Annotated in this window: 16 protein-coding genes and 1 other annotated feature; of the genes, 2 read left to right on the top strand and 14 right to left on the bottom strand. The window is 26.5% G+C overall.

Features of this window, described 5'->3' with window-relative positions:
- Positions 1-1326 precede the first annotated feature (1326 nt).
- The 13 genes from ACWPW7_RS03745 to lysS form a co-directional block, all read right to left on the bottom strand.
- On the bottom strand, positions 1327-1665 hold the full coding sequence (locus ACWPW7_RS03745; RefSeq protein ID WP_454052428.1) for a hypothetical protein: 339 nt from the start codon (positions 1663-1665) through the stop codon (positions 1327-1329).
- A gap of 653 nt (positions 1666-2318) precedes the next feature.
- A complete protein-coding gene (locus tag ACWPW7_RS03740; protein WP_454052427.1) occupies positions 2319-2477 on the bottom strand; it encodes a hypothetical protein in 159 nt (52 codons plus the stop codon).
- A gap of 144 nt (positions 2478-2621) precedes the next feature.
- On the bottom strand, positions 2622-2744 hold the full coding sequence (locus ACWPW7_RS03735; protein WP_454052426.1) for a hypothetical protein: 123 nt from the start codon (positions 2742-2744) through the stop codon (positions 2622-2624).
- Between the two features lie 714 nt (positions 2745-3458).
- Positions 3459-3599 carry a hypothetical protein gene (locus ACWPW7_RS03730; protein WP_454052425.1) on the bottom strand — a complete coding sequence of 47 codons (141 nt, stop codon included), beginning with the start codon at positions 3597-3599 and terminating at the stop codon, positions 3459-3461.
- Between the two features lie 219 nt (positions 3600-3818).
- Positions 3819-4316, bottom strand: a complete 498-nt coding sequence (locus ACWPW7_RS03725) for a hypothetical protein (RefSeq protein ID WP_454052424.1) — start codon at positions 4314-4316, stop codon at positions 3819-3821.
- Positions 4317-4626: 310 nt separating this feature from the next.
- Positions 4627-5733 carry a VanZ family protein gene (locus ACWPW7_RS03720; protein ID WP_454052423.1) on the bottom strand — a complete coding sequence of 369 codons (1107 nt, stop codon included), beginning with the start codon at positions 5731-5733 and terminating at the stop codon, positions 4627-4629.
- A 260-nt stretch (positions 5734-5993) separates the two neighbouring features.
- Positions 5994-6815 (bottom strand): MerR family transcriptional regulator, encoded by an 822-nt coding sequence (locus tag ACWPW7_RS03715; protein ID WP_454052422.1) that lies wholly within the window; start codon positions 6813-6815, stop codon positions 5994-5996.
- Between the two features lie 221 nt (positions 6816-7036).
- The gene (locus ACWPW7_RS03710) at positions 7037-7555 is read right to left on the bottom strand and encodes a S4 domain-containing protein (protein WP_454052421.1); all 519 of its coding nucleotides are present in this window, start codon (positions 7553-7555) and stop codon (positions 7037-7039) included.
- Between the two features lie 926 nt (positions 7556-8481).
- Positions 8482-9654 carry a D-alanyl-lipoteichoic acid biosynthesis protein DltD gene (gene dltD / locus ACWPW7_RS03705; protein WP_454052420.1) on the bottom strand — a complete coding sequence of 391 codons (1173 nt, stop codon included), beginning with the start codon at positions 9652-9654 and terminating at the stop codon, positions 8482-8484.
- Positions 9655-9657: 3 nt separating this feature from the next.
- Positions 9658-9891, bottom strand: coding sequence for a D-alanine--poly(phosphoribitol) ligase subunit DltC (gene dltC, locus ACWPW7_RS03700; protein ID WP_454052419.1), 234 nt, complete (start codon positions 9889-9891; stop codon positions 9658-9660).
- A gap of 18 nt (positions 9892-9909) precedes the next feature.
- Entirely contained in the window at positions 9910-11067 is a 1158-nt protein-coding gene (gene dltB / locus ACWPW7_RS03695; RefSeq protein WP_454052418.1) for a D-alanyl-lipoteichoic acid biosynthesis protein DltB, read from the bottom strand.
- A complete protein-coding gene (gene dltA, locus ACWPW7_RS03690) occupies positions 11067-12581 on the bottom strand; it encodes a D-alanine--poly(phosphoribitol) ligase subunit DltA (RefSeq protein WP_454052417.1) in 1515 nt (504 codons plus the stop codon). Before dltA ends, dltB begins: the two co-directional genes overlap by 1 nt.
- A 330-nt stretch (positions 12582-12911) precedes the next feature.
- Positions 12912-14432 (bottom strand): lysine--tRNA ligase, encoded by a 1521-nt coding sequence (lysS, locus tag ACWPW7_RS03685; RefSeq protein ID WP_454052416.1) that lies wholly within the window; start codon positions 14430-14432, stop codon positions 12912-12914.
- A gap of 125 nt (positions 14433-14557) precedes the next feature.
- Positions 14558-14825 (bottom strand) — a binding site (T-box leader).
- Between the two features lie 292 nt (positions 14826-15117).
- Here lysS and ACWPW7_RS03680 point away from each other — a divergent pair.
- Positions 15118-16476, top strand: a complete 1359-nt coding sequence (locus tag ACWPW7_RS03680; RefSeq protein ID WP_454052415.1) for a YjiH family protein — start codon at positions 15118-15120, stop codon at positions 16474-16476.
- Positions 16477-16540: 64 nt separating this feature from the next.
- Here ACWPW7_RS03680 and ACWPW7_RS03675 read toward each other — a convergent pair whose 3' ends face one another.
- Entirely contained in the window at positions 16541-17407 is an 867-nt protein-coding gene (locus tag ACWPW7_RS03675) for a tRNA 2-thiocytidine biosynthesis TtcA family protein (RefSeq protein ID WP_039634776.1), read from the bottom strand.
- A 210-nt stretch (positions 17408-17617) separates the two neighbouring features.
- Here ACWPW7_RS03675 and ACWPW7_RS03670 point away from each other — a divergent pair, with 210 nt between their 5' ends.
- Positions 17618-18301, top strand: coding sequence for a hypothetical protein (locus ACWPW7_RS03670; RefSeq protein WP_454052414.1), 684 nt, complete (start codon positions 17618-17620; stop codon positions 18299-18301).
- Positions 18302-18336 lie beyond the last annotated feature (35 nt).

Below are 18336 nucleotides of genomic sequence, written 5' to 3'. Positions count from 1 at the left end.
ATTGTATGGCTGAGATACTTTTAGAATTTCTCCCATATGTTGTTGAGTTATATTTTTCTTAATAACATAATTATCTTTTCACTCTTGTAAAATTACAACTATTAATTAATTTTTATATTATAACAGGCGAATATAATCTTCGCTGAGTCCTTTAATGACATTGAAAGTAATACTGTACATGCTTCTTTCCTTGAAAAATCAAACTTGTCCCAATCTATTTTTATTACTATCTGTAAGGGCTGTTTAAAATAGATGGTCCCTTAATAGAATCTTTGCATAATACTGATGCTACTTGTTTAATTATAATGACTACCTAATTTTCTTTGTTTTATAACATCCTTATTAATTTTTTTCAAATTAGAGATTGCATCTTTTAATTTGAAAATAGCACTTTCGTAGTCCTGAAGACATGCTAGCTTTCATCTTCTAAATCATCATAGGTTATCACCTGCTTTATTCCTTTTTAAAATTTTTACATTTTTAATTAAAAATCTGTTCATCTTCATTATTATTATACCAGATAAAATTGCCTATTTTCTTTTCTTTAACTTCCTTTTTAAATAACTCTTCATTTATTGTAAAAATTATATTTTATTTTTGCTTATTTTTCCCCATCTGAAGCATTTAATATATAATCTGCCAATTTCCATTCTTTAGCTATATTAAGTTTCAATTAAATATTGTCCTTTTCAGTTAAAACTAAATTTATATGAGAAATATTCTGACCTGTATAGGATCCTACCTCTTCTTTCATACCTAAATACTTATTAAATTTATATTTCTTTTTTCACACCATGATATAAAACTTTCCCATCGCATATATCTCTTTTTCTTCTTTTACCCAAACGGCTGTCACTACTCTCTTTTCATGAAAAGTTTGCGTGAATAATTCTTCAAAATATTTTATTCCTAATTCTTGTTCTATTATATTGTTTATATAATCAATTCTCTCTTTTGCTTTAGATTATAATCTAGCTTTCTTGTAAAATCGTATATATTTTTTCCATTTGTATACATAAAAATTCTTAACATATAGCTTCATACTTCTCCCTAATTTACCCAATTCTAATTAAATTTAGTAACATTTATTTACTAATTTAATTTTTACTTTGTATCTAACTATCTATTTATATAAAATATATCTAATCACATTAGGTATGTGATAGTATTTTCTATTTATTTTATGATTAAATTTGAATATGTTAAATTCAATCATTTATTTGTAGTATAACTAACAAATTTCAACATTATTTAATATCATATTATTTATTTAATACTTATATAATTTTAATTAAAATTATATTATTTTCAATATATTTATACTGCTTAAAACTTTTCATGCTTTATGTAGTAAGTTACTGCATATACATTATATAAAAATCCCCAATCGCCCATTTTTTCATAAGCTCTCATAAATATAGCAATAGCATTGTTTATAACTTTCACTTTAAAACTTAAACTCTTCCTTAGATATATCTTCAAAAACTTTTTTAAACAAGCAATAGATGATGATTCATCTTTATTTTTTATACTTTTCATTAAATTATTATTTAATTTATTTAATATTGTTGTCGCACATGTTATAATATAATTCTCTTTCTCTCTTAGTATAAAATACCCTCTTTTCTCCATTAGTTCCCATGTAGTAATCCTCCCATTTTTCATCCATTATAAATTAATTTTTATCCCTCCAACGAATATATCTGCTATAAATATGAATATAAATCATCATCATATATATTGTATATTTTTTATTTAATACTTTTATTTTATTAATAGTTTGCTCTTCTTTATTTTGAAAAATAAATACTATTAAAATTATACCTATATGTTTATTAACTGTTTTATCTTAATGTAAAAACATGTAAATATACTTTAATGTTATTTAATTTGAAGTGCTAGCAACAATTTGCTCTACTATAATAAAAGAATAGTATAAAAATATTATATAACACATGTAAGGCAATAAGCTATGCTGAATTCATTTTCCACTGTTTATGTTTTTTCTTTAATAATTTTGATTATATCTATCATATCGATTATATTTGTATTGATATTTTCCTTATTACAATATTCTTTTATCTGTCCATGAACCAGCTCATTGATTTTCACTTTTCAATTTAATTAATCGATGTGCTATACTAGATAACCATACAGTCTTACCATGAATATATTCTTTATTCATATATTCTCTTTACAGGTATCAATCCTTCTTCTAATGCCTACTGTGCTTATTGGTTTATCAACTTTACTTTTTTTGATCTAATAATGTAAGGATCATTAGGATTTAATTTATATTAGCTATATTTATCATTTCTTTATAATATAAAATAAACGTCTTGCTCCAATGCGTACCTTAATGCGTATTCTGTCTCCCTTGATAGTTTATACAACTTATCCCCAACTTTAATAGAATGATTTTCTGAACAATAATCTTCTACTTTTAAATTTATTAAATCTTTATATGCTTTACCCATGATACCATCAAAAATCAATAAGAAAATTATTTATGTAAGATTCTTTAACTCTTTAACAGCTGACAATATAGCTCTTTTTTAATTTTCAATATCCATCTTCTTTAAAAGCACTGAAGTTTATAAAATTACTTGAAGTTTCTTTAGTTAAGCTGTAATATCTAAATTGTTGCTTATATATCCTTGAATAACTGCCACTTCCATATATTTTCTTACATACTTAATTGAGTATTTAGTAGTGTTTCTGTGTCTGCGTGAAAAAAACTTCATTTTTTCCTCGAACTACTTCCTGAAATGTAAATTCAGATAGGTCTTTATGAGAAAAGTTTTGCTCATACCATGCTACTTTAAAAAATAAACTTCTATATTTAATATAAGTATTATATACATATTTATGCTCAATATAGTGCAGAAACTTTTTCAAATCATTTAGCTCTATTCTAATTCAGTATAATTTATGTTATTTCTCAATAAAATCACCTACTAAACCTTTAAAATACTCATACATATAAATCTGTTCGTTGTTTACCTCTCAATTTTCCTTAGTAGTATTGCTTGCTCCAAGTTCTTCATTTAAATCAAAATTAATTTTATTTTCCAAAATATATTCCAGTTCCTCCTCCCATCTATTTAATCCAAATAATTGAAGTCTAAATAATTAATCCATATAATATGAAATTGACTAAAGCATTTATTTCTTTTGTAAATTCAATATTCTTTCCAAAAAATATGGTCATATTCACTTATTATTTCATTGAATAAGTCTATTATAAAATTTCTAATTTTTCTTTGCATTTTAGGATTATTTTGTAATCATGTTATTAAGTATGTTCTATACAACTTATCATGTCGGCGTAAATCATATATTTTTCCCATTTTTAAAATCAGAATACTCCATACCTACTTTATTAAATAACTTATTTACACTTTCTGATTCAAAAGAATTTATCTCTCTAATTATTTTGTTTGTAACATCACTTGTATTTAATGCTTTTTGTTTAACACGCCCACTAATGGTATTTTTTGTGCCTCTTGATATATATACTCTGCTGACTCCCGTATTTCATGTATAAAAATATTAACTTGCATTATTTGATTTTCTAATTTTTTCTTTTTCTTCTTCATTTTCTACTTCACTTAAACTAGTGAGTATTGAAGATACCCTATGTAGACCATCAATTATACTTATAATGCTTTTTGAATCTACTTCAATGATAAATTGATTTTCATATCACTGCTCTTTTCTTCTCCATTTTGATAATATTGCAAATGAAATAGCGGTAGGAATATATTTTCCTATTTTCATTTCTTTGACATTTCATTTATTGATTTCTATGATATAACTTAGGTCTTTCTTGAATAGTATCTCCAATCAGCTTTTTTCCTTCTACTTTCTCTTTGAATTCTAGAATCATAATTTATTAAATTTCTATTAAAAATTGATACTAATTCTTTATAGGTTATGCTTGAACAAATATATTGCTTATCTTCAACTGTAGGTAATACATTATTTAAAATTATCACATTAGAATTTTCACCTTTTTGTTCAAGATCTAGTGGTTCACTCTCAAATTCTGTAATTTCATAATCTGTAAAAAATAACTCTGGTTTTAATTCGTTAATTTCTAACTCATTATAGAAACCTTTCGATAAAAAATATAATGTGCGTTTTGACATTGTATCAACAACAACTTCTCCATTAAATATTTTAACTAAATCAGTAAGCTTGATTCTTTCTTTAATACTTATAAAGATTTTATCTTTATTAGATTGATCATGTTTATACTTAGTTATGGTATCACTTAGTCGTTCTTGTAGTTGTTCTTTCATGCCATGCTTCACTTTTAACACCTCCAATTAAAATATAGAATAAATTACCTTCATTATATACATTTATAATACAAAAGTAAATATAGTTTCCCTTGTAGATACCCTAGTTACAAAATCATTTACACCTCAAAGCAATTGATATCTTCTAATATTGTAATTAAATCTACTTAATTTTTAGTTCATGATTATAATTATTTATTAGCTATTTAAAATTTAAATTTAATATTCCTATGAAAAAAGTATATACTTAATTTCTATACTTTTCTCATAGGAAGTATTTTAGTTATATTCTTAAAATAAGTGTTTTAGGCAAATTAGGCCATTATTGAGATGCCTTTTTACTTTTTGAAATAACTACGTTTCTAGTTTTACTTATTTTCTCATAAAATAATATATCTTTTCTTATCATCTGAAGAATTAGATGTATTCCAAGTACAGGTAAAGCTAGTATTAATAATATTACAAATCCTGCTTGTATATATGGATTTGTATTTATTAAATAAGATTGTGTAGCAAAATTCATATATCCAAAAACACCATAATATAAGATTGAATATCTTATTAAAACTTCTTTAAATTTTAGTTTTTCCTCTGTACCTTTTATTCTTATTCTAACTAAGGCCTTTCCTAGTGTTTTACCGTTAGTTGCATAAGGTAGTACTATGAAATATAAGAATACCACTATTGCATTAGCAAGTATATTTTGTTTATCTCCAAAATAATATAACACTCTATTAAGTATAAACCAATCTACACTAAGAGCTAATGCTCTTCTTATATATCCTACTCTTATAATATCTTCATTTATTTCTTTATCTAAAAGTTTTTGCCTTGGCATTAAATATGAAAATACAGGTGTTATTAAATATCCTAAATATCCACCTAAAGTATTTAGCATTAAGTCATCAACATCAAATAGTCTATATGGACAATTATATATTCCATATATTCCTGTTAATTGTGTTACTTCAAAAAATAAAGATATTAAAAAGCATATAACTACTGTTTGTTTTAAATTTCTTTTAAAGTAATATCTTAAGTATATTCCCATTGGTAATAGTAATATAGCATTAAAAAATGCTTGTAAAAATGCAGGCTCTTTAAGAATTCTTAAGTACGTTGCAGGATTTGATAATACTACTGATGTTTCTTTTATAATATCTTTTATAAAATTAAAAGGTACTAATTGATAAAACTGTCTACCAGCTGGTATCCAACTGCAAGTATCACGAGTAGGTGGCAATGGTAAAATTATTAGATAAAATGCTACTAAACAATAATATAAAAAAGAATATAATATTAATGCTCTAAATTTATTTATATAGTTATATTTTCTATATTGATAAATAAGAAAAGGAACAGTCAGTGCAAAAGCAAGTACTAAAAATGTTGCAAATGCTGTAAAAATAGATTGAAAATATACACTCATTTAAATCATCTCCTTTTCATCTTAAGTTATTAAAAATATTTAATATCAACTTTAGTGTAACTCTATTTATTATGAAATATTTATACTAATAATTATCACTAACTGTAATTCTCATCTGAATATATTTTAATATATATTTGCTGTAATAGTAAGTTACATTAATGTCACATAAAAAACTCCTTATAACCAATCAGGATTGAATTATATAAAATAATTCCTATAATAAATTAAAAGCGTGGAATTTTATCCACGCTTTTAATTTAATTCTTTTTAACTACAGGTATTTGAATTTCTGTTATATAATCATCTTCATCATTAGAATTGCCCATTCCTACAAGATATACCTCTCTTATATTATCTGCTATTTCATAGTCATTAGCTTCAATCCACTTTAATGCAAATTCATAAGATTTGCCAATCATTTTAAAAGAACCTTTATGAATACAACAAACCATGCTTTCTACAGGTTCGAAATATTTCACTTTAACTTTGTCACTTTCAGGTATATCAAATTCTATAGGTTCTACTACTTCCGTATCCACATTCTTTTCTTTATATCCATATTCATGATATATGCTAAAACATGGCCCGCTTACTTTGCCTTTATTAGCAAATACATGTTGATTAAGTTCACTCCACAATTTACCCTGTTCTCCATAGCTTTCTACTATATCTCTAACAGAAGCTGCCTTAAATCCTTCTACTTTTTTAATAACTATATCATAATTATCCATCATACAATCCTCCTTATTTAAGTATTCAACTAGAAAATTTATTTCTTTTAATGTATCATTAGACTTTAAGATTTCTTCTTTTATCTCTTTTTCTTTTTCTCTTAATTCTTTGATTAATTCTTCATTAGTTAAATTTTCATTAAAAAGCTTTTTAATATCCTTTAAAGAAAATCCTGAACTTTTTAACAGTAGTATTTTATTTAAAGTTGATAGCTGCTCCACATCATAGTATCTATATGACGTAAAATCATCTATCTTTACAGGCTTTAAAAGTCCCATATCATCATAATGTCTTAAAGTTTTAACAGAGACTCTTCCTATTTTAGAGAATTCTCCTATTTTAATCATATATTTACCTCCTTGTGCACATTGAGGATGAGAGAAAAATTATAACTTAAACTATGATTTTTCTAAATATAAAGTTTTTATTGTACGTTGTACATCTAGATATATTTCCTAGTAAATTCAACTTTATAATTAATTAAAAATTCTCTTAGTTATTTGCAATTTCCCTCTAAATAAATAATAAACCCTCCTATAATAGGAGGGTCAATAGAGTTTTTAATTTTTTATTCTACTAATTTAAATTTATTTAATTCCAAAGAAATTGTCTCTTTTTCTCTAACTATAGTTTTAGGTTTAACTAATTTTTCATTTATTAAAATGAATCCTTTTTTAATCCCTTCTTCTATCTTAGAACGACTTAAATTTAAAATTTGATTTGATAACAATTTATCTAATCTTATTTTTTTATCAATAACGTCAATAGTTATTTCAACATAATTAAATCCTTTAGCAATTAAGTCTTCTATAAATATCATATCTATTTTAGATTCTCTTTTATAAACTTCACCATCTAAATTATTTAATCCTGGAATTGCCTTAAAAGTATTCAGCATTTTATTCCATGTATGATTATTAGGACATTTGTATATGGCATAATGAAATATATTTTTTCCATTTGCATTTTGTCTTCTTTTTAATGAATCTATAAATATAACTTTTTTTCCACAGTTATGACAATATCTTTCTTCACTATCTAAATTATTATTATGAATTTCCCAATTTAAATATAATACTTTCTCCATATTCCTCTCTCCTTAAAACTTCAAGAGGAATATTTATTTTAAGGGACGGTTCATTAAAGTTTGTAAAAATAATAAACTCTATCCTAGTTAGTAATGCATTAATCATAAACTTTATACTCCTCTTGTCTATTGACTTGAATACACTACTTTGTAATAAGGAGTCATACGATTTCACCTACTTTCATAAGGCATATGAAAGAAAATAAGAAGTTAAAGATGTTAGTATACTTTGTATCAGACAAGGCGTCAGGTTCCGCCCATAGTGGTCTCTATGTGCGGGCTCTGACAACGCAGTATGATACAAAATAGGCTAACATACTAGCTTATTATTTTTTTGAATATGCCTAAAAAGGCTATAAGAAGATAATTCCTCTTATAGCCTAAATTTTTTAAATTCTTAATTTTAAATTAAGTAAAGCAAAGCTAACCCATAAATTATGGGCAAAAAATTAAGATTAATCTGGCTCTATAAGTTTTCTACCTTCTAATTGCTAATTTTTAAGAAGCATAACAAATAAACCTAATTACTTAGGTATTTTAAAACTTCTTTATTAATTAAATAAAAATTTAATTAGCAATTAGCTGGTTTCATAACTATAAGTCCTCCAAAATTTAATCTTTATAGTTCATAATATATGATAAAATTAATAAATTGTCAATAAAATCAGAAAATTATTGTATATTCCACTAAGATGTTTAATATCTATAAATTTTAAATAGAATCTTTAATAATTTATAGATACACTACTATAATTTTTTTGAAGTAAAATTTAAACCCTACCATTATTGGTAGGGTTTATTTTATGTAGTATTTTTAAAATTGATTATAAATGTATGATGCTTCTGGAGAATTTTTAAAAACTAATATTAAAAATAGTCCTATTAATATAGTAGAATATAAAGCTATTTGTGCAATTTCACTTTTTCTATATTTTTGTAAAATGCTCTTTAATATCATTATTTATTTTTAACCATCCTCTCCAGCCTAAATGCATTCCATCACTCATAAAATATTTTTCATATTCCTTATTTGAATAATTTAATGCCTTAAAGCCGTAATCATTAGCCATTTTTTCAATTCTATTGTAAAACTTATGTCTTTCCACTTTATCTAATTTCATATGGTCATACCAATACCCGTTAACAGGCATTATAACTATTAATGGCTCTGCTTTTAGTTCTTTGCAACTTTTTAGGAATAACTCATAATCTTTATATTCCTTTGATACATCAAGCTTACTATTTTTATAATGTCCATCTAACTTTTTTAAGTTATCTTTTAGATAAGTATTAAAATACTTATCCTCAATATAAAAATTGTTTTTAGTAATTGCTTTTTTTCCTTGTTTCTCTGCTTTTTCATATTCATTTTCCCAATTAATCTCTTTAACAGCTATTGCTTTACTTGGTGTTTCTTTAAGCAACTTATATGAATTAATCTTATCTTTAATACCTAATATATACTGTCTTCCAGAATAGTATGGCTTTAATAATGCAGATTTTATATCACTTAATAAATCATCATTAGTATATAGTTTTGCATATAAATTAGCATATTTATTTTCTTTTGAGTCCTTAGTTAAGTCATAAACTCTATTAGCTATTTGCTTTTTATTTTCCTTACTTATAGCTTTATTTCTCATATAGCTATAAAATTGCACTTCAGAAAATAAGGCATTAAATTTATCACTTTCAATCCCTGCTTTATTTTGAAACCATTGCAATGATACTACATATACAATTTTTTTCTTATCTAGCTTCTGATTTATTCCTCCTAGATTTATAGCATGTTCAAGATTTTGAACATTACCTTTTCCTATTATATTAGGTATGTAGTTAAATTCACTAATTGGGAAAAATTCCTTAGGGTTTTGCTTCAGCTCAACACCTAACTCCGATGACCCGTATAGCATAAGGTTATTTTTTTCATAGGCCTCCTCTTGTAAAAACAACCCTTTATCTTTAACTGGATTTCCATATAGTGATGCCACTGAATTATTGTAAGCACTCTCAAGCTTTCTTGATATTATAAAGTCAAAAGTAAATACAAACATTATGAAAATGCAAATGGAAATAATAATGGGTCTAAGCTTTTTCATTTTCTAAAACCCTTTCTTTTTAAGAAAAGCAATTAGATTATTTGGTGTTTCGATATCACTTCTCTCAAGCTCTGTTGGTTGAAGTTTTATACCTAATCTTTCTTCTAATTCTAATAATATTTCTATACTACCAAGTGAATCTAATAAACCTGCATCAAATAGACTTATATCTAAATCCTCTTTAAACTCATCTGTTCCACATATATCTTCTAAAATTTCTAACACTGTATTTTCCATAATAACACCTCCAATTTTTTACTTATTATATAAATATCCTGAGAATAATAACAGTCCGAAGCAAGCTATATTAAATGTGATAAATATAGATATACCTTGATACCATTTTTTATTTTTATTAGCTTTGTGAAATTTAGATTTTCTCTGATATATATCTGTACCTATTAACACAAAAGCTTGATATAATCCATAAATTAAATAAAAAAACTTTGTCCCGTGCCAAATTCCCATTATAGTCATAGTTATAACCTGTGCTACATGAGATGCTGTCAACCTATTTTTAAAATATTTTTTTCTTCTAGCTTGAAGCACAAATCTTGAATATATATAATCTCTAAACCAAAAAGAAAGAGACATATGCCATCTACTCCAAAATTCCTTCATATCTTTACTTATAAATGGTTTATTAAAGTTTATAGGGGTTTTCACGCCTAAAAAATAGCTTGTCCCAACTGCAAACAAACTATATCCTGCAAAATCAAAGAATAGATATAAGCTATAAGCATACATATAATTTAATGAATTCACAAATGTTATATCCACTGGTATTTTTGATAACCAATATGTATAAATAATTTCCCCTATTATAAACTTATATCCTAAACCAAGAACTATCTTTTTTATCCCTGGAATAAAATAATCATCAAGATATTCATTTCTTGATATTTTTGCACTTAAATCTTCATTAAATCTTCTTAGCCTATCTATTGGACCAGAGCTAAATGCCGGAAAAAATATAATAAAATAAGTTAAATCAACGAATTTTATTTCCTTGATTATTCCGTCATAAACTTCTATGATAATTTGTAAAACTTTAAAAGTTACATAAGATAGTCCTATAAATCCTAAAGTTCCTAAAGATAACCTATGAGATATTTTACTTAATATAAGTGGTGCTAAAGATAGTAATATAGTTATGTAAAACAATATCCTACTTTCTGTATTCTTCCTAATATACAAGTAAAGGTAAATAAGTATTACTTCACTTAAATAAAAGACTATAAAGCTAATACTTTGCTTTTTATCTCCACCTAACATTACAAAAATCATAAATACAGAAACTATCATCCCATAGTATTTAATTCTTTTTTCACAATATCCTAATATAAAAGCTGGAACTAATGCTATTAAAAGAATATAAAAATAAAAAATATCTCCATATTGTGTCAAATTCATTATAGTTCCTCCATCAATGCTTTTCTGTCAATTTTTCCATTTGTATTCATAGAAAAACTTTCTTTAAATTTTATTTGACGTGGTACCATATATGATGGAACTAGTCCCTTAAGCTCATTTTTTATAAGAATTCCATTCTTTAGATTTGATAATTCATTCTTTTCTTTTAAGACTACAAAAGCTGTTAAATGAGATATCTTTTCTCCATTATATACTGGAAGTACTACTGCATTTTGTACATTAGATATCCTTTTAATATTATTTTCAACATCTTCAATCTCTATCCTATACCCATTTAACTTTATTTGAAAATCTTTTCTTCCACAGTAATATATAAGATTGTCTTTTTCATACACTAAGTCCCCAGTTTTATATCCACAAACTGAATTCTCTTTAATAAAGTTTTTTCTAGTCATCTCTTCATTGTTTAAATAACCTATGCTTACATTATCACCAAGTACAACTAGTTCACCTTTATCTTCTTTGGGAACTTCTTTCATATCTTCATCTAATATTTTCACTTCAGATGAAGGTATTTTATATCCGATTGGTATTGAAAGATCACTGTGTAACATGTCATCAGTAACCTCAACTGCAGTTATTAAAACTGTAGCCTCAGTAGGCCCATAACCGTTGATAATTTCTACGTCTTGAAATCTTTCTTTAAGTGTAGTTACTAAGTTTTTAGTAAGTACTTCTCCTGCAAAAATCATCTTTTCAAGGCTTGGCATAAGCTTCTTATTAAAACTATCATCAGTTATACAAATTTCAGCAAAAGATGGAGTAGATATCCAAAGTGCTATATTAGACTCATTTAAACTTTTATACAATGCTTTAAAGTTACTTATAGTATCCTTATCTATTACATATAATGTTTTTCCTGATGAAAGCCCTATGTATACAGACATTACAGAAACATCAAAGGAATAGGATACTTGATTCATAATAAAAGCATTTTCATTCTGAACATTACAGTATTCTCCGAACCAGTTAGTAAAAGCTTCAATGTTTTTTCTATTTATTTGAACACCTTTAGGCTTACCTGTACTTCCAGATGTAAATAATATGTAGCAATTATCCTCTGGTTTTACCCAGTTTTCTTCTGAAATGATACTATTTTCAAAATCCTCAAAAATTAATTTTATGTCATATTTTTTTAAAACTGTGAGCTCTTTTTTGCTCTCAATTGGTAATTCTCTAAAAGTAATTAAGAGCTGTGAATTACTTTCTTCAATAATTTGATTAACTCTTTCTAATGGAAATGTAATATCAATTGGTATATATGCATGCCCCGTTTTTAAACAAGCAACCATTGCAATTAACATTTCATTTTCCTTATGTCCATAAAGAACTATTGGTCTTTTCTCATGGTTATCTTGATATTTCTCAATAAAATAACATGCTAAAGCATCAGATTTAGAATCTAGTTCACTATAAGTTAACATTTCTTCATTATAAATCTGAGCTATTTTATTCGTTAAAGCATACTGTTTTAATCTTCGCAAAAACTCCATTTTTCCCTCCAGCATTACTTGTTTTTGAATATTTCTAGTGATATTATACTCTTTATAAGAAACGCAGTCAATTTGCGACAAATTATGACAATATTAAAAATTATCGTAATATTAATTAAAATAAAAAACATTGTTAACATTTTATGAATGTAATCCTCCCTGCTCAATAAACAAGGGAATACAATAAAATGTTAACAATGTAGTAAATACATTATATTAGAAATTTAAATTTTTCTATTATATATAGAATTAAATATGTTTTAAGATTTTTATCTACAATATGCTGTAAATATTAAAATAAAAAGTTAAGCATATAAAGCTAAACAGCTACTATCTTTTTACTAATGGAAAGGCAATAACATCTTTTATAGAATTTGATCCTGTTAAGAACATTATCATTCTATCAATTCCTATTCCTAGTCCTCCTGCTGGTGGCATACCTACATCTATTGCCACAGCAAATTCTTCATCCATAGGACTTGCTGTTTCAAGACCTGCTCTTAATTTATCCGCTTGATCATGAAGTAGCACTCTCTGCCTTAATGCATCATTTAGCTCTGAATAAGCGTTTCCAAGCTCCACCCCATAAGCATAAGGTTCAAACCTTTCTATTAACTCAGAATTTTTTCTATGAACTTTGCAAAGAGGTGAAGTTTCTACAGGAAAATCTATTACAAAAGTAGGTTCTACTAGCTTTGAAGCTGAATACTCATCAAAAATAGTCATTATTAAATCACCTTTTGTCATGTCTTTAATATCTAATCCTTCTAAAGCTTCCTCACTTAGCAATTCTCTTTCCTCTACTATTTTCACAATTTCTTCTCTTGATAAGAACTCTACATCAATCCCTGTATCTTCTTTTACTAAATCACACATTCTAGCTCTTCTCCATGGTGCTTTAAAATCAATTTCTACACCATCATAGACACTCTTTGTTGTTCCGTTTACTTTAGTAAATACATACTCATATAAATTCTCCATAAGCCTCATCATATCTGTGTAGTCCGCATATGCCATATAACATTCGAAAAGAGTAAATTCAGGGTAATGAGTTCTGTCAATTCCTTCATTTCTAAAGGATCTTCCTATAGTGTAAACCCTATCTACACCCCCTACCATAAGCCTCTTCAAATAAAGCTCAGGAGATACATTCATATAAACGTCAGAGCTTAGTGCATTTACATAGGTGACAAAAGGCTTTGCTTCCCCTCCACCATATTTAGTGTCGAGAATAGGAGTTTCCATTTCAAAAAATCCTATGCTATTCATAAACTCTCTTATATAACTTAAAGCTCTTGAACGCTTTATAAATCTTTCCTTAACCTCTGAATTCATAATCATATCTAATGAACGATGTCTTTGTCTTAAATCCATATCTTGAATTCCATGGTATTTTTCAGGTAATGGTCTTATAGATTTAGAAAGCATAGTGAACTCACTCGCTTTAATTGTTATTTCCCCTGTTTTAGTCTTAAATACTGTACCTTCTACCCCAATAATATCTCCTGTGTCTATAAGTTTTAATAAATTATACCTTTCATTACCTAATGCACCCTTATTTAGATATACCTGTATATCTCCTTCTTGATCTCTTAGGTTTAAAAATGTGACATTTCCCATTCTTCTAAGAAGCATTATTCTTCCTGATAGCGTAAAAACTTCTTCTTCTTTTATATCATGAAAATTGTCTATTATATAATTTGAATAAACACATCCTTTAAAACTATATGGGTATGGATTTATTCCTCTTTCTATTAACTCATTTAATTTTTTAACTCTTTCTACTACAAATTCATTTGCGTCATTCATTATTTCTCTTAAATCTTCAATATTTTCATAATTTCTAAACATTAATGATACCACCTTTCATTTTTAAAAGTTAGACATCTTCTTAAAGTAACTAGTGTTTTTATATTAGATGTCTTATTAAAATTAAAAAAAGTCAAAAATAAAACTCTCACCTCCAAGACAATAGTCTTGGGGACGAGAGTAATTAACTTCGCGGTACCACCCCAGTTTGTTAATACGTCACCATATTAACCTCTTCAAGTACGTCACAATTTCTGTGATTATACCCTAGCTCTATAACAGGAGCTCCTGTCAAAGTATACTTTTAACTAGCAAGTTAAAATCCACCTGAAACTCAGAGTCTTTTTTCGATAAATAATTCATTCACTCCCTCTCACCTACTGGAGTTCTCTGTACAACAATTAATTTATCTACTCTTCTCTTCATAGTCTTTATATTTTAAATATTATTTTAATTCGAATAATTGCAAAAGTCAATAAGAAAATTAACTTTTTAAAAAAATCTCTTAAATCATATGATTTTTCTTCTAAACTTTGTTTCTATCAATTTTTAATAAATCTATAATTATGAATATTTTGCATGATTATACAAATTTTATTCATTCCTTGTATTTTTATTTATAGCAATATAAGGTTAATTACAAATAAGGGTTGGCGAATTAAAAATAATGTATTATTATAAATATTGTTTGTATAATTATTAACTTTATAAGAAAGGAAATTTATTAATGGAAAATTTAAATCAAAGGAAATATTCCTCAGCTGATTTGTTACGTTTTATTATTCCATCATTAATAGGGGTATTATTTTTTATGACACCTATTTTATACAATGGAGATATTACTATACCTGTAGCTGTATTATCTAAATTTGTTCTTAATTATTTTGTAGAAATACTACCAATTGTTATGACTGTCATTATATGTGTAACTGTAACAGGAACTATTTTAACTAAGATATTTAAACCTAAATTTATCTTAAAAAATAGCTTTTTAAATACATTATTTAATATATCACCTATTTGGCTAATTGCAAGAATTGCTAGTATGATATTTGCAGTTTGCACTGCATTTAAAATAGGACCTGAAATGATTTGGTCAGAAAATACTGGAGGATTGCTTTTATATAGCTTATTACCTATCTTATTTTCTGTATTCTTATTTGCAGGCATGTTTTTACCATTGCTTTTAAACTTTGGACTACTAGAATTTTTTGGTACGTTGTTAACTAAAGTAATGCGTCCTATTTTTAAATTGCCTGGACGTTCCTCAATAGACTGTATTGCTTCATGGCTTGGAGATGGTACCATTGGAGTACTTTTAACTAGCAAACAATATGAAGACGGATTTTATACCACTCGTGAAGCAGCGGTAATAGGTACAACTTTCTCTGCTGTATCTATCACTTTTAGTCTTGTTGTAATTTCTCAAGTAAATCTTGGTCATCTATTTGTACCATTTTACTTAACAGTTACCTTTGCAGGAATTGTGGCAGCAATCATAACACCACGTATTCCACCATTATCTAAAAAACCAGATACCTATTATGGAGATAATAAACAAAATATCAAAGAAGAAATTCCTGAAGGTTTTACTCCTTTTCAATGGGGATTAAAACAAGCTGTTGAAAAAGCTAGCAAGAATAGTGGCGTAGCAGGAGTCTTAACAGAAGGTATTACAAATGTTTTAGATATGTGGATGGGTGTTATACCTATAGTTATGGCAATAGGTACTTTAGCATTAATAATTGCAGAGTATACTCCTATATTTAAATTTTTAGGACTTCCTTTTATTCCTTTACTTGAATTATTAAGAGTACCTGAAGCAAAAGAGGCTTCTCAAACTTTAATTGTAGGATTTGCAGATATGTTTCTACCTACTGTTATAGGAAGTACTATTAAAAGTGATTTGACTCGTTTTGTTATAGCTTGTACTTCAGTAACACAACTTATATACATGTCTGAAGTAGGTGGATTACTAATAGGCTCTAAAATTCCTGTTTCCATAAAAGATTTAATAATAATCTTTATTGAAAGAACTATAGTAACTCTACCAATTATAGTACTGATTGCACATATATTGTTTTAAATATAATATATTTAAATAAATCCTAGGAAGCTTTTTTCCTAGGATTTTATTATTTAAAGATATCTTATTCTTCATCATAAAAATCTAAATAAGAATGTTTTTCTCCATCTTTTTGCCATCCTAAAATAGCATCCATATTCACATTTTGTGCTGATCTAAATATGGATTTATCTACGTCATTAAAATTTTTCTTTAATTCTGCAATTAGATCCTTAATTTCAAAACGTTTATTTCCAATTTTCTTAGCTGCAACCATACATGCACAGTTTAATGGCCATATACCACTACTTTGAGTAAATTTTTGAATATAACATTCCTCTACATAATAAAGAGGACGAATTAGTTCTAATCCTTCAAAGTTGGCAGCTTTTAACTTAGGAAGCATAGTTTTATAGTTTCCTGCATAAAGGACATTTAACAGTGTAGTTTCTATAACATCATTAAAGTGATGCCCTAATGCAAGTTTATTACAACCTAATTCTTGTGCTTTTGAATATAATGCTCCACGACGCATTCTTGCACACATGTAACAAGGATAATCCTTAGCAATATCATCTACAATTTTAAAAATACCAGATTCAAAAATATGAACTGGAATATTTAAATAGTTACAATTATCAATTAGTAGCTCTTTAATATTTTTATGATAACCAGGGTCCATAGCAATAAACTCTAGCTCAAAATTCATCTGTCCATGACGTTTAAGCTCTTGAAATAACTTAGCCATAACTAAGCTATCCTTACCACCAGATATAGCTACGGCGATTTTATCCCCTTCTTCAACTAAATTATAATCTTTTATTGCTTTAATAAATTTAGACCATATGGTTTTTCTATACTTTTTAATAAGACTACGCTCAATTTCTTCAAGTGGCTTTCTTTCATTAAAAGGAATTAAAACCTCGCAACCACTTCCTGCAATCTCGCTCATGCTATCACCTCTCTTTTCACGAAAATATTATATCATCAATAATGGTTTTTGTCTTTGGAAAGCGTTTAAATTATATTTGGAAATAATATTGGTATTATGTATACTTTGTGTTAATGTTTATATATAAATGCAAATATCCCAAAATAAGGAGTGCGTGTAATATTTTCCAAAAAAATTAAAGCAAGGATTTCTATTATATTATGTTCATTAATGATTTTAAGTATTATTGGAACATTAAATTTATTTTCAAAAATAGAAGATGGATATAAAAAACAGTTAATTAAAGAAATAGAATCTCTTATGACTGAAGCGAATAATGTTGGTGCAGAATTTAACTGTGAACTAGATTTAGAAGCTCAATCGGTAAAGGATCTAACTGATATAGGATTCCTCTTGAAATTTGGTATAGAATCTCAAAAGAAAGTAAACGCTCAAAAACTTGAGATGAGGCAGCTTGCGCATAAGTCAACGCCTTCTGAAAAATATATTGCTGAAGAGGCTTATAAAATCTATGAAGGCAATACCATTTTAAATATTGATGGATTCAATTTATCTTTTACTTATGGAATTGATATAAATATCCGTTATTCCTTTGTACGAAATATAGATGAATATGGATTATACACCCAAAAAATGTATAAAATTCTAGATGTTAATTCAAATATTAATAATGATAATATCAATGAAGAAAATTTTATTATAAAAAATTTTGAACAAAAAGACTGGCATATATCCGAAATGACAGATTCTTATGCGCAAATCTGTGGTGCAGCTAAATGTACTTTGGAAACTCCTGAACAAGATATTATAACCTGCGCTGTTCCTTTTTCAACAAAACTTGATTTTGGTGAAGGACTATTCCTATATGAATCTGATTCTCCAATAGAGAATTAAATTACTATAAATACTGTTTTAAATTCACTATATAG

The sequence above is a fragment of the Clostridium sp. Marseille-Q7071 genome (genome assembly GCF_965112025.1).
This window is presented reverse-complemented; position numbering and strand designations above follow the sequence as displayed.

What these genes read in the sequence shown, in the direction of transcription:
- ACWPW7_RS03745 (WP_454052428.1), bottom strand. Translation starts at nt 1,665, where the DNA reads ATGAAAAATGGGAGGATTACTACATGGGAACTAATGGAGAAAAGAGGG.
- ACWPW7_RS03740 (WP_454052427.1), bottom strand. Translation starts at nt 2,477, where the DNA reads ATGGGTAAAGCATATAAAGATTTAATAAATTTAAAAGTAGAAGATTAT.
- ACWPW7_RS03735 (WP_454052426.1), bottom strand. Translation starts at nt 2,744, where the DNA reads ATGAAGTTTTTTTCACGCAGACACAGAAACACTACTAAATACTCAATT.
- ACWPW7_RS03730 (WP_454052425.1), bottom strand. Translation starts at nt 3,599, where the DNA reads ATGAAGAAGAAAAAGAAAAAATTAGAAAATCAAATAATGCAAGTTAAT.
- ACWPW7_RS03720 (WP_454052423.1), bottom strand. Translation starts at nt 5,733, where the DNA reads ATGAGTGTATATTTTCAATCTATTTTTACAGCATTTGCAACATTTTTA.
- ACWPW7_RS03715 (WP_454052422.1), bottom strand. Translation starts at nt 6,815, where the DNA reads ATGATTAAAATAGGAGAATTCTCTAAAATAGGAAGAGTCTCTGTTAAA.
- ACWPW7_RS03710 (WP_454052421.1), bottom strand. Translation starts at nt 7,555, where the DNA reads ATGGAGAAAGTATTATATTTAAATTGGGAAATTCATAATAATAATTTA.
- dltD (WP_454052420.1), bottom strand. Translation starts at nt 9,654, where the DNA reads ATGAAAAAGCTTAGACCCATTATTATTTCCATTTGCATTTTCATAATG.
- dltC (WP_454052419.1), bottom strand. Translation starts at nt 9,891, where the DNA reads ATGGAAAATACAGTGTTAGAAATTTTAGAAGATATATGTGGAACAGAT.
- dltB (WP_454052418.1), bottom strand. Translation starts at nt 11,067, where the DNA reads ATGAATTTGACACAATATGGAGATATTTTTTATTTTTATATTCTTTTA.
- dltA (WP_454052417.1), bottom strand. Translation starts at nt 12,581, where the DNA reads ATGGAGTTTTTGCGAAGATTAAAACAGTATGCTTTAACGAATAAAATA.
- lysS (WP_454052416.1), bottom strand. Translation starts at nt 14,432, where the DNA reads ATGTTTAGAAATTATGAAAATATTGAAGATTTAAGAGAAATAATGAAT.
- ACWPW7_RS03680 (WP_454052415.1), top strand. Translation starts at nt 15,118, where the DNA reads ATGGAAAATTTAAATCAAAGGAAATATTCCTCAGCTGATTTGTTACGT.
- ACWPW7_RS03675 (WP_039634776.1), bottom strand. Translation starts at nt 17,407, where the DNA reads ATGAGCGAGATTGCAGGAAGTGGTTGCGAGGTTTTAATTCCTTTTAAT.
- ACWPW7_RS03670 (WP_454052414.1), top strand. Translation starts at nt 17,618, where the DNA reads ATGATTTTAAGTATTATTGGAACATTAAATTTATTTTCAAAAATAGAA.